We start from the raw sequence: 12,836 nt of genomic DNA, 5'->3' as shown, positions 1-12,836 counted from the left end.
CATACAAGAATCCGAAGATTCTCTATTCTTGCTCAAGACAAAACTCAATTTCGACGAGTCACTGTCCTGATATTTCGTATCCGAAATACCTCGGCCAGCGCCCACACGAATTACTTGGTTAACTTTTTAAAGAGCGTTCGGGGCTTGCCCGATCAAGGTGGCGTATTCTACATCGAATCGCTGCCTTGTCAACCGCTTTCTGAAGAATTTTGAAACTCGAAATCTTCAATTAATTCAAACGGTTGTCTTTCAATTTCCGGCCCGCCTCAGTGGCGTGCCCCTCGAAAGAGATGCGTATTCTACAGAGCTCACTCCGACTGTCAACGGTTCGTTATAACTTTTTCAGGAAACCTGACGATTTATCGTCAAAGCTCGGTTTTCACAGCGGCCGCAGCCTGGGTTGCTTTCTCCCTGGCCTCGTCAATCGAGCTACCGGACGCAAGCGCGACCCCCATTCTCCGCCGCCCCTTCAGTTCAGGTTTCCCAAAGAGCCTGATAAAGATGTCAGGTTGAGCCAACGCTTTTTCAAGCCCTGTATAGGCAACCGCATCCGAATCACCCTCCGGCAATATCACTGCGGAGGCTGAGGGGCCCTGTTGACGGATCGCCGGTATCGGCAACCCGAGGATGGCGCGGGCGTGCAAGGCAAACTCGGACAGATCCTGGGAAACCAGAGTCACCAACCCCGTGTCGTGAGGGCGTGGCGACACTTCTGAAAACCATACGTCATCGCCCTTCACAAACAATTCCACACCGTAGACACCATAGCCACCCAGATTGCTGGCAACCGCTTCCGCGATTTCCCGGGAACGGGCCAGCGCCTTGTCACTCATTGGTTGCGGCTGCCAGGATTCACGGTAATCGCCGTCTTCCTGATGGTGCCCAATAGGATCACAGAATGAAATACCGTCGCGGTGTTTCACGGTCAGCAAGGTAATTTCGTAGTCAAAACCCACAAACCCTTCGACAATCACCCTGCCCTTACCGGCTCGACCACCGGTCTGGGCATAATCCCAGGCGGCCTCAATATCATCAGCGGACTTAACCGTGCTCTGCCCTTTTCCTGAGGAACTCATAACGGGCTTCACCACCAGAGGCATTCCGATGGCTTCGACGGCCGCAAGATACTCTTCTTTCGACTCGGCAAATCGATAGGGCGACGTTGCAAGCCCGAGCTCTTCGGCGGCCAGGCGACGGATACCTTCCCGGTTCATGGTGAGATTGACGGCTCTTGCGGTGGGTATCACCCGATAGCCTTCCTGCTCGAGCTTTACCAGCTCCGGCGTGGCAATCGCCTCAATTTCCGGCACGATGAGGTTTGGCTTTTCCGCTTCAATAATGCTGCGCAAGGCAGCGCCATCGAGCATATCGACAACGTGACTCCGATGGGCCACCTGCATGGCCGGGGCGTTGGCGTAACGGTCAACTGCGATAACTTCCACGCCAAAGCGCTGGAGTTCAATCACAACTTCCTTGCCCAGCTCTCCCGAGCCACAGAAGAGAACCCTGAAAGCATTTCCTTTCAGCGGAGTACCAATACGAACTGTGTCAGTCATGAAAGTTTCTGCCTTTCCTGATATCGGGGGTCAAAGACCTAGATCAAAAATTTGCTTTCACGCTCGGCCACTTTGCGCAGCACTTCCTGGCGCTCTTCATTGCTCATCTGGGACCATCGCGTGATCTCATCACCACTGCGATGGCACCCAACACACATATCGTTGTCATCAAGGGCGCAAATACTCACACAGGGCGAGCGCACCTTATCAGCCACTTTCATCCCGCAACCTCACCTAACGTCTTGGCCACTACTTTAACCTTTCCTGATCTCTGCTTCTAACGCCGGTTCCGTCAACGGCTCATCCCAGGTGCTTCCATGCACGAGATCAGCCAGAGGCAACCGCGAACGCCACCCCTTTTTCTGAAGCTCAGGCTGTTCAAGAAACTCGCTGACAAAGCCAAGGCACAGGTAGGCCAACGGGTACACGTGTTCGGGGAGCTTGAGTGTCTTCGCCAGCTTTTCCTGATCCAGAATACTGACCCAGCCCACACCAATCCCTTCAGCCCTTGCTGCCAGCCAAAAGTTCTGTACCGCCAGGCACGTACTGAAAAGATCCGTTTCAACGATCGAGTTACGCCCCAGCACATGGCTACCACCGCGACTTCGGTCACAGGTGATGCATAGATTAATCGGGCTTTCCAGGATGCCCTGGAGCTTCAGACTCTTATACTGTGTATTGCGCTCGCCTTCATAATTTTCCGCGGCTTTCCGGTTCTCTTCCTCGAAAATGGAAAGCACTGCGCTGCGAACTGACTTGCTATCGATTACGAGAAAGTCCCACGGCTGCATAAAACCGACGGAGGGTGCGTGGTGGGCCGCGTCGAGCAATCGGGCGAGGACATACGGGGGAATCGGATCAGGAAGAAACTGCGAGCGCACATCCCGGCGTTCATGGATAGCACGATAGAGCCCGCTCGTTTCTTCGTCACTAAAGGGGCGATTCTGGTTTGGCTGGTGAGCTCTGTCGTCTGTCATTCTTTGCCTCTAATACCGTCAATTGAGTCCCAGCAGATGCTTCAGAAATCCCGTGTCCAGACACTCCTCAACGAGATCTGCCAGGCGATCCAACTGTTCCAGGCGATGTGCCTTGTAGTCTACGGCCTGATGCTGAGCTCCCAAGCCCGCCCATTCGAGTATCTCACGGGTCGCTTCAGGCTGATCGAAAATGCCGTGAACATAGGTTCCAATTATCTGACCGTCCTCACTCACTGCGCCTTCAGGCCGCCCATTCAGTGTCGCCATGGGGCGTTCAAGCGCGGGGCCACAGGAAATACCGTTATGCATCTCATAACCTGTGAACCCCGCCCTTCCACTGCCAAGCGTTAATTCTCCGGAAACGTCCTTCAGCGTTTTGCCGGCAACCATCCGTGTGGTCATGTTGAGCAACTCAAGGCCAGGCGTGGTACCGGCATCCCCTTCCAGGCCGTCCGGGTCGGATACCGACCGCCCCATCATCTGAAAGCCACCGCAAATGCCTAACACCTTGCCGCCATAACGGAGGTGTTTCTGAATAGCCTCAGGCCAGCCCTGGGATCTCAGCCATTGCAGATCATACCGGGTGCTTTTGCTGCCCGGTAACAGGATCAGGTCAGCCGGAGGAATCCGCTGGTCGGGGCCGATGAATTGGAGGTTGACGCCCGGGTGCAGACGAAGGGGGTCAAAGTCATTGTGATTGCTGATGCGAGGTAACACCGGGACGATCACATTCAGTGCATCGGGTTCATTGGTGCCACTGGTGCCAACGCTGTCTTCTGCGTCAATCACCAAGCCATGCAGATACGGCAATACGCCAGCTACGGCTTTATCAGTGCGTTCGGCCAGCCAATCCAGGCCTGGCTTCAACAAGGCAATATCGCCCCGAAAACGGTTGATAACGAAGCCTTTCGTGCGCGCTCGTTCGCTCTCGGTGATGAGTTCAAGCGTGCCCACCAGTTGGGCAAATACACCACCCTTGTCAATATCGCCGACGAGGAGCACTGGGCAATCGGCCGCTTCGGCGAAGCCCATGTTGGCAATATCATTCGCACGCAAGTTGATCTCGGCGGGGCTACCAGCCCCTTCGGCAATGATTACGTCATAGCGGGCACTCAGGTCACGCCATGCCTCCATCACAGAGGCCATCGCCTCGGCCTTGTAGGCATGGTAATCCAGAGCGTTCATATTGCCGTGAACCTTGCCTCGCAGGATTACCTGGGCACCGCAGTCACTCTGGGGCTTGAGCAACACCGGATTCATATCGCTATGCGGGGCGAGCCCGCAGGCCAGTGCCTGAAGTGCCGTGGAACGGCCTATTTCACCGCCGTCTACGGTAACCGCACTGTTCAGGGCCATGTTCTGGGGTTTGAAAGGCGCTACGGAAACACCCTGCCGCGCCAGCCACCGACACAGGGCGGCGACGACCGTCGTTTTGCCGGCATCGGAAGTCGTTCCCTGTATCATCAACGTGGTCATGGATAGCAGCCCCTGTTACAGCTCGACGCCTTTCTGGGCTTTCACACCCTGATCCTTGAAGGCATGCTTGACCACACCCATTTCCGTGACAGTGTCCGCCAGGTCCACCAGTTCCTGCGGTGCCGACCGACCGGTCACTACCACATGCTGCATCTCCGGGCGGCCCTGGAGGTCGTCCAGAACACGGTCGAGATCAATATAGTCGTACTTCAGGGCGATGTTGAGTTCGTCCAGCAGGACCAGGTCGTAGCTGTCGTCTTTCAACATGTTGGCGGCCACATCCCAGGCGGCATTGGCTGCCTCCACGTCCTGCTCCCGGTTCTTGGTATCCCAGGTATAGCCCTGGCCCATCACGTGATAACTCACGTTGGGCAATTCGCGGAAGAACGCTTCTTCACCGGTGCTGAATGCGCCTTTGATGAACTGGACAATACCCACTTTCATGCCATGGCCGAGCGCCCGGGCCACCATGCCAAAACCGGAACTGCTCTTGCCTTTGCCCGGGCCGGTCAGCACCAGCAGCACACCCTGTTCTTTCTGGGCACGGGAAATGCGCTCCTGCATGATCTTCTGCTTTGCATCCATGCGGCGAGCATGGCGTTCGGGGTCTTTGGCGCGTTCACGCATGGTCAGGCTCCTTATCGATAAGCGGGCGAATGGCCTGCCCGCGAAAAATTCCGGCCACCAGTTCTGGGGCGGAGGGAAAATAGCCGTGGAAATAGCTGGCCACCAGCCCCTTCCGGCAATACACCGGTTCAGCCTCGGTGCCCGCAACCTTGCGGGTTCGGGCCAGGGGGTGCCAGTCAGTCTCCAGTCGCGAGTGATGATAGGTATGCCCCCGCAACTGCCCCTGCTCGGTATTCAGGCTCTGCAAACCCAGCGCCTGCAGGCGGCCGGCCATACTGGCGCGACCGGGGATAATTCCGAGCAGGTTGTGGATCTCTCCGTCGTGGTCCGCCAGTTCCTCCACACAGGCCATTAACCCGCCACACTCGGCCAGCATGGGTTTACCGGCGCTGTAGTGGTTGCGAATCGCCTCCAACATCGGACGGTTACCGGCCAGAGTGGCACCATGAAGTTCCGGGTACCCGCCTGGTAACCAGAGGGCGTCGGCGTCTGGCAATGCTGAATCTATCAGCGGGGAGAAAAAAGACAGTTTTGCCCCCATCGCCTGCAACAGGTCCAGATTGGCGCGGTAAATAAAACTCAGCGCTGCGTCCCGGGCAATGGCGATGCGAACGCCCTCAAGCAACGGTGGTGGGGACTCCGGGGGTTCAGCTTCCAGCGTCACGGGAAGCGGCAGGCCATCCAGCCCTGCTTCCGCAAGGACGTCAGCGGCAGCGTCCAGGCGCTGCTCCAGATCGCCCAATTCGCCGGCCTGAACCAGTCCAAGATGCCGGTTTGGGAGACTCATGGCCTCGTTTCGGGGAATGGCCCCTAGCAGACTGATCCCCTCAGGCAGGCTCTCCCGCAGCATAGCCCCATGTCGGGGACTGCCGATGCGGTTGGCAATCACCTGATAAACCGGAAGCGCGGAGTCGAATTTTGATAACCCCAGAGCCACCGCTCCAAAGGTCTGAGCCATGCCGCGGGCATCAATGACCGGCAGAGCGGGAATACCCATCAGCTTGGCGAGGTCCGCACTGGAAGGGTCACCGTCAAACAATCCCATTGATCCTTCCACCAGAATAAGGTCGGCATCCTGCGCGGCTTCCATCAGACGCCAGCGACACTCGTCCTCTCCCGTCATCCACGGATGTAACTGGTACACCGGCTGTCCGGATGCGACTTCCAGCACCATCGGGTCCAGGTAATCCGGGCCGTGCTTGAACACCCGTACCTTTCGTCCGGCATTCCTATGCAATCTCGCCAGTGCTGCGGTCACCATGGACTTCCCCTGGCCAGAACCTGGTGCGGTAATCATTGCGGCTGGTACGGTTGCTTTCATATAGCTCCTACGTTCAATACTTAACAGGGACAAATAGCGGCGCACCATCCACTTCCACTGTCAGAAGTTCCTGATCATAAAGCCGTTCAAGCGCGGCCGGCACGAGCATTCGTTCTGCAGGCCCCCAGCAGGCTTCGCCATTGGGGTACAACAACAGCAGATGGTCACACCATCGTGCCGCAAGATTCAGGTCGTGCAGACACATGAAGACGGAACGCCCACTACGCGCCTGCTCGGTCAGTAACTGGAGTACCGACACCTGATGGTGCAGATCAAGATGGTTGGTGGGTTCATCCAGAAGCCAGGTATCAGGTGCCTGGGTCAGCACTGTGGCAATGGCTACTCTCTGGCGTTCACCGCCAGAGAGTGTGTTCACCAGCCGATCACTGAGATGGCCCACATCCAGCTGTTCCAGAGCGCCTCTCGCAAGACGTTCATCGGCTCCGGACTCCATCTGCCAGGGTGACAACCAGGGATGGCGCCCGATCAGCGCCGTTTCCAGTACCGTCGCGGGAAAACCGTCCTGCCGTTCCTGGAAAACCATCCCCAGTTGTTGCGATATTGTCCTGCGCTTCAGGTCTGCCAAAGGATGCTCTCCCAGGCAAACCGATCCGTGACGTGGTGCTCGCAACCCCGCCAGTGTGTGCAAGAGCGTCGTCTTGCCGGCACCATTTGGCCCCAAAACGCCCCAGATCTGCCCGGGTTCCACGGCAAAGTTCAGCGCTTCCCCATCGCCCCGCCCGGGAATGTCGATGACCAACTGTCTAGCCTGCAACGGATTCATCAGCGGCTCCGATACAACAGGTAAAGGAAGGTGGGTACACCCAGCAATGCCGTAATCACACCTACCGGCAACTGCTCGGGCGCAATCACCACCCGTGCCAGGGTATCCGCCAGTACCAGCAGGGTGCCGCCAGCCAGTGCACAGGCAGGGAGGATCAGGCGCTGGTCGTTACCAAGCACCAGCCGCAACATGTGAGGCACCACCAAGCCGACAAAACCAATACTGCCAGCCATGGTGACCGCGGTGGCCGTGAGCAGGCTGGCAAGGATATAGATCGTCCATTCCAGCGGTCGCACCGCCACTCCAAGGGCTGCCGCCTGCATGGGACCGCGTGCCAGTACGTTAAGACTCCGCCCCAGGGGTACCACCAAAAGACACACCAGCACCAGGAAAGCCAGGGCGGGCCAGGGCGTTCTAGCGTAGGACACATCGCCCATCAACCAGTACAACATTCCCGGTAAGCGCTGGGCTGGGCTGATCGCTAACATCAGGGTAATCACCGCGCCCCAGCCTGCGGCGACCACCACACCGGTGAGCAACAAACGCGACGGCGTCCAGCTTCCGGTCCCATGGGCCAGACCGAACACCATCAGTGTGGCCAACAACGCACCGGCAAAAGCCGATCCCGAAATCATCAAACCGCCCAGGCCCGCCAGCATCGCAAACAAGGCCCCGACGGCAGCACCGCCAGACAACCCCAAAACGTAGGGGTCCGCCAACGGATTGCGTAACAGCACCTGCATCAGAGCCCCGGCCACGGCCAGCAAACCGCCCGTTGCGAAAGCGGACAGTGTCCGTGGCAGGCGCAATTCCAGCACCAGGGTTTGCTGCAGGTTGCTGCCCTCACCCAGAATGACGGCGACAACGTCTCCCGGTGCCACGCTGACACTGCCAACACCCACCGACAACATCATGGCGACGAGGCTGGCCAGAGCCAACAACACAAGTGGCATGGTCAGAGGCCTGCTCAAAAGGTCTGTCTCCCACTAACGTTTGGCACGGGCATCATCCAGTTTCTCGCAAAACAGTTGTGAACCTTTCAGAATACGCGGCGTCGGGCGCTGGATCAGCGACGGTGGAACGAAGTACAGGTTCTCCTTCGCGGTGGCATCGATACTCTGGAAAGCCTCCCAGCGGGTCAGCCAGTGCCGGTTCTCTTCACCCATGCCACCGGCCAGAATGGCCTCAGGGTTGGCGCCGATAACCGCCTCGGCACTGATCCTCGGCACCAGGCGATCAAGATCACCGAATACGTTCACGCCTCCGCATAGCGTGATTACCTTACCAATCAGGTGCTCGTCGTTCACGGTCATCAGAGGCTCATCCCACACCTGATAGAACACCGAGACCGGCTCCGCACCCTGATATTGTTTTTTCAGTGCGGCCATTCCCTTGCGGAAACGATCCGCTTCGGCAAAGCCTTCATCTTCGGTACCCGCCAGAATCGACAGCCGTTCGATGGTGCTTGAAACGCCCTCAAAACTTCGGGGTTCAATGGAGAATACCGGCAACCCCAGGTCCTTCAGGGCCGCAATCTGTTCCGGCGGGTTGCCTGTCACCCAACCAATGACCAGATCAGGTTTCAGTGCCATCACGCGCTCAAGGTCCATGCGAGTGTGGCTACCCACAGAGGTGACCTGCTTCGCCTGCTCGGGGTAATCACTGTACGAAACCACCGCGATGACCTGATCACCGGCGCCTGCAGCCCAGACAAGTTCGGTTGCTCCGGGAGACAAGGCCGCGATCCGGCTGGCCGGTTGTTCAAGGCAGACTTCCTGGCCGGTGTCGTCGGTTGCACATCGCTCAGTACCGGCCACAGCCCCCGGTGACATGGCCAGAGCTAACGACATCAGCGCAGCGGTATGCCGGAACGATTTCAACATGAGGCCCTCTGGTTTCCGGGAGTCTGACAATCATCGTTGGCAGCGCCTATCGGGGGGAAGTCGGCCGACCCACCTTTTCGCGCGGACTCGAAGGCTTCCCGCTGCCGGGGGTCCAACTGGTCCGCGACCCAATCCATCAGGGGGTGATCCGGACGGGTGTGGCCACTGCCGGGAAGGCCATGGTCGATGATGTTTCCGGCGAAGTCACGTGCCAGGGCCTGACGGGTGAAGACGTCCGCCTCCCAGAACCCCCGTTTCGCGGCCAGGAGCGCAATCGCCTGCATGTGGGTTTTGACATGCACGTTGTGGCCCTCTGCCAGGAAGTCGTCCAGGCCAAGGCCGTGGCGATCCTGAAAGTACACTTCATTGACCTCGTCCCACACACTGGAACGAAGCACTTGTGGGCTTGTGATCTGCCAGCCCCAGAGGTTGTCGAGAAAATCACTGCCCATGGTGCGGGCACCGGCATAGCCGTGCTCCATCAGTGGGGCCAACCATTGCGGGTTCAGATTACGGGCTCTCAGCTCTACCTGCAGCGCTCGCTGAAGCGAATCCACCCGGGGATTTCGCGGGTCTGCGTACTGGAGCACCCGGTTCTGCGGTGGCTTGCCACGCAAGTGCTCCACGGCGTTGGACAGCCCGCCCTGGAAATCAAAACCGTCATCGTTGTCCAGCAGGCCATAGAGGTGGCTGGCCCGCCCAAGATACGTATGGTTCACCGACCGCAATTGTCGGTCGAGAGCATCGTGAGCCGGTTCACCCTGGCTGCCCTTGCCATAGACGTGCCCCATGCGCCGGCGATAAGCGTCACCCAGTTGCTCCCGGTCCTGCCAGGCGCCCGTGCGGGTAGCAAGCCGGTTAACCCCCGCACCGTATGCGCCCGGAGCCGTACCGAAGACCCGGTAAGCGGCCTTTGCCCCCGCATCCCGAGCCGACGCACCTGCGACCAGCAATACCCGTGCATCAGCGACCCAGTGGGCGGCAACACCGTTGGTGGACAGGGATTCCTCGCCCGGCTTACGCATGTCAACCGGCAGAACCGATAACGCCTGGTCCAATGCCTCGTTTAGCTCCGGGTGCTCGGCCCTGATGGATTCCGCCGCACCCGCCAAGGCGTAACGCGATGCCATATCCAGCCATTCCAGTTGGCTTTCATAAAGATCCCGGAACAAGCCGGACGTGGTGAAAACCACATTGCGACGAATGGGTGTATCGGTTCCCGGGCCGGCGGGCAAACGCTCCAGGCCTTTCACGATGCCCCGACTGTTCCACACCGGGCGCACACCCAAAAGCTTCATGCCAAACGCGATCATGACCCCTTCGTCTCGCACCGTATCCGAGGCCCAGAGCACCAGTGCATCGCTTTGTTCTGAGGTGCTGTCTTTTGTGGCCCTGGCCTCCTCGACCAGTTCCTCAGCCAGCGACCAGGCCACACGGGTTGGAATCAGGTCATCCGACAAGGCGTGAAAATTGCGCCCCGTTGGCAATACCGCCGGCGTTCGCAATGGATCGTTGCCCTGCCCCGGAGCAACAAACCGGCCATTCAACGCGTTGAGAAAGCTGGTGCGCTCAGAAGCAGGAGACGCTTCAAGATCGGTGCGCCAGGCCGGTTCTGGCTTGCCGGCCTTACCCGCCATGGAGTCGAGCATGGTGTCCACCATGTCTGTGCTCCAGTCCCGGCCAAACACGTGCAGCCCCAAGGGCATAAAGTGTTCCTGCATATCAGTGACATAGTGGCCGGCTTCATGAACCAGCAGGTCGGGTGAAAGTTCATCGAGGGAAACCTCTTCCACCGACAATCCCATTTCGCCAGCGATTTCCTGTTCGAGATCGTCGGAGATATCCAGCACCTGGATTTTCTCCCGCAGCATTTTCAGCGCCCGCTCCCTGGTAGGGCTGTCGGGTTCATTGGCGGACTCCCAGGTTTCCACGAGCTGTCGGAGCTCCAGCAGTTCGTCATAAAGCTCCGTTGCGGCCAGCGGCGGCGTCAGGTGACTGATCATGACTCCCAGCGCCCGGCGCTTGGCCTGGATGCCCTCACCCACACCGTCGACGATGTAAGGGTAGATCAATGGCAGGTCACCCCCCAGCAGATCGGGGTAGTCATCCCCCGTCAAACCAGCACGGCGGCGTGGCAGGAACTCCCTGGTTGAGTGTCGCCCAACGTAGACCAGCGCATCAGCCTGGTAGTGATGCCGTAACCAGTGGTAGAAACCCACGTATTGATGGGTCGGGGGGAAGGTGGTGTTGGCGTGCAACAATTCCTCGTCCACTTCCCAGCCCCGGGGCGGTTGCGGACCGATATAGATATTGCCGAATCGAAGCCCAGGGAAAATCAGCCTGTCATCCACCACCATGGACTGGCCCGGCGCTTCTCCCCACCCCTTGAGTCCGGGAATGCCCGTATCGGCCAGCGCAACCCGGCTGTCATCCAGTTCCCCACTGTGACCACCTTCATCGAGACGTGCTTGCCAGAGCGCTTCGTACTCGTCCAGTCGGCTCAGGGCCGCCTTTCGGTTCGGGTGCTGGAGGTGTTCAATCAGGTGCCGCAAGTCACGAATGCCCCGACTCAACAGACCGGTTGCCAATTCTTTCTCGCCCAACCTATGTGCCTGCTCAAGTCGCTCATGCAAATAACCCAGGGGGCCATGGACCATTTCCTGCTGGACAACCCTGGGCAAGGTTTCGAGATACTGACGATAGGTACTGCCCGCCATTGAGGCAACGTCACCGGCCATTTCCCTCAGCGCGCGAGGATCATCCGGCAGGCTCACGCCTCGTTGCTGGAGCAGGTCGGTAAGGGCTTCCGGACTCTCCGGCAGCGGGCCGGTTTCGTAGCCCTCGGCTTTAAGCCAGTGCAGCATTTCATATAGGGAAGCTGGCACATCGAGATTGTCCGCCCCAATATTCTGCCGGCCCGGTGGATGATTGTAGTAAATGATGGCCACGCGCTTGTCGGCGTTGTCCCTGGCTTGCAGCGTCTGCCAGCGTTTCAGGCGGCCTGCAACGGCGTCCACCCGCTCCGGCACCGGCTGGGTGAGAGTCAGAGCCACACCGGTGTTTTCGTCAATCACTTCCGGCTCCGCAGTAGCCAGCACCATAGGCTGACTGACCCCCTGGAGCTCGGGCATCGCCAGTTTGTAGTGAACCTTGTCAGATGGAATACCATCGATCGACAATTGCCATTGATTGGTGGTGCGGGAGGCCAGGCGCAAGCCCTTGATCACCGGCACATTCAACCTGACCAACGCTTCCGTGACCTGACGCCGACCCTCACCGCCTCCAATAATAAAGTCCTGAAGACTGACAATACCGGATAGTGTCGCCGGGCCTACCGTTTCATTCAGGGCACGGACAGCCTCCAGGCTGGCACCACCCCATCGGGACAGAATCGCAAAGCATTGCATTCCTCTGGATTCCAGGGCTGCACAGGTTGCGTCCAGCAGCGCCCGATCGCCGGGGCGATCACCACTGTCCAGATCCAGAAGCGCGACCACAGGGCCGGATTGCAGGCTAAGGTTCGCCGCGTTATCTGTGGCCTCACCATTACGGTAATAGCGGATCAGCGACCGGGGCGGCAACTCCGGCACGTCAAGCTCTTCGCCCGCCTGAACAAGCAACCAACGCAATAAGGCATCCAGGTGTTGCGGGGTGCGTCCCTGGTATAGGGCCCGGCCTTCAAGCCAGGGTTCCTGTTCGGGGAAACGGGCCTTAAGCTCTGCCAGATGGGCTTTCAAGTCGGTGCCTGGGTCCGGCGCTTTCATCAGGTTGTTCAGGGTTGTGGCATCCAGCCCTTCCAGCGGCTTGCGTCCCTGTAATCGTGATAATACAGTCAGCGCCCTGTCGCCATTCACCCCCAGAACCGGAAACTCGCGAACGGCCGCCTGCTCGCCCACAGCACGCTCAATCCGGCCCACCTGCTCTCCGAAAACCGCCGCCATCAATAAGGCATCAGCCTGACTCACCAGATCGTCGAGGGCGCTGTTGTCCAGGTTTGCCAACTGCTCCGGAGTTCGCAGAATAATGCGGTGATCTGGCTGGGCTGTCAGGAAGCGTTCCGCACCAGCAGCCATCTCCGCAGCGGAACGCTCAGACACTACCCCAAATACCGTGGCGCCGGACACTGGTTGGGACAGCATTAACAGAAGCCCGGAAAGGCAGCCGAACAACGGGCGTCTCAGAGTCCGATACAGGCGATCAATCATGCCCTTA

The 12,836-nt window shown here is 58.9% G+C and carries 10 protein-coding genes; all 10 read right to left on the bottom strand.

All coding sequences use genetic code 11. The features are described 5' to 3' along the window. Positions 1-365: 365 nt before the first annotated feature. The 10 genes from purT to AAGD24_RS08410 are packed head-to-tail and all read right to left on the bottom strand — an operon-like array spanning position 366 to position 12,829. Entirely contained in the window at positions 366-1,556 is a 1,191-nt protein-coding gene (gene purT / locus AAGD24_RS08455) for a formate-dependent phosphoribosylglycinamide formyltransferase (protein WP_379867103.1), read from the bottom strand. A 38-nt stretch (positions 1,557-1,594) separates the two neighbouring features. Beyond that, the gene (locus tag AAGD24_RS08450) at positions 1,595-1,777 is read right to left on the bottom strand and encodes a DUF1289 domain-containing protein (protein WP_007154793.1); all 183 of its coding nucleotides are present in this window, start codon (positions 1,775-1,777) and stop codon (positions 1,595-1,597) included. Positions 1,778-1,810: 33 nt separating this feature from the next. Continuing rightward, on the bottom strand, positions 1,811-2,533 hold the full coding sequence (bluB, locus tag AAGD24_RS08445) for a 5,6-dimethylbenzimidazole synthase (protein WP_379867101.1): 723 nt from the start codon (positions 2,531-2,533) through the stop codon (positions 1,811-1,813). An 18-nt stretch (positions 2,534-2,551) separates the two neighbouring features. Further along, the gene (locus AAGD24_RS08440; RefSeq protein WP_379867099.1) at positions 2,552-4,009 is read right to left on the bottom strand and encodes a cobyric acid synthase; all 1,458 of its coding nucleotides are present in this window, start codon (positions 4,007-4,009) and stop codon (positions 2,552-2,554) included. A gap of 15 nt (positions 4,010-4,024) precedes the next feature. After that, positions 4,025-4,636, bottom strand: a complete 612-nt coding sequence (cobO, locus tag AAGD24_RS08435) for a cob(I)yrinic acid a,c-diamide adenosyltransferase (protein ID WP_126810324.1) — start codon at positions 4,634-4,636, stop codon at positions 4,025-4,027. Then, positions 4,629-5,957: a cobyrinate a,c-diamide synthase gene (locus AAGD24_RS08430; RefSeq protein ID WP_379867097.1), complete on the bottom strand. Its 1,329-nt coding sequence runs from the start codon at positions 5,955-5,957 to the stop codon at positions 4,629-4,631. Before AAGD24_RS08430 ends, cobO begins: the two co-directional genes overlap by 8 nt. 13 nt (positions 5,958-5,970) lie before the next feature. Further along, positions 5,971-6,741 carry an ABC transporter ATP-binding protein gene (locus AAGD24_RS08425; protein ID WP_379867096.1) on the bottom strand — a complete coding sequence of 257 codons (771 nt, stop codon included), beginning with the start codon at positions 6,739-6,741 and terminating at the stop codon, positions 5,971-5,973. Beyond that, entirely contained in the window at positions 6,741-7,694 is a 954-nt protein-coding gene (locus AAGD24_RS08420; protein ID WP_036206521.1) for an iron ABC transporter permease, read from the bottom strand. Before AAGD24_RS08420 ends, AAGD24_RS08425 begins: the two co-directional genes overlap by 1 nt. Before the next feature lie 33 nt (positions 7,695-7,727). After that, positions 7,728-8,624, bottom strand: coding sequence for a cobalamin-binding protein (locus AAGD24_RS08415; protein ID WP_379867094.1), 897 nt, complete (start codon positions 8,622-8,624; stop codon positions 7,728-7,730). After that, a complete protein-coding gene (locus AAGD24_RS08410; RefSeq protein WP_379867093.1) occupies positions 8,618-12,829 on the bottom strand; it encodes a cobaltochelatase subunit CobN in 4,212 nt (1,403 codons plus the stop codon). Before AAGD24_RS08410 ends, AAGD24_RS08415 begins: the two co-directional genes overlap by 7 nt. Between the last annotated feature and the right edge of the window lie 7 nt (positions 12,830-12,836).

Source organism: Marinobacter sp. M5B (assembly GCF_042604615.1).
GTDB classification, from domain to species: Bacteria; Pseudomonadota; Gammaproteobacteria; order Pseudomonadales; family Oleiphilaceae; genus Marinobacter; species Marinobacter salarius.
This window is presented reverse-complemented; position numbering and strand designations above follow the sequence as displayed.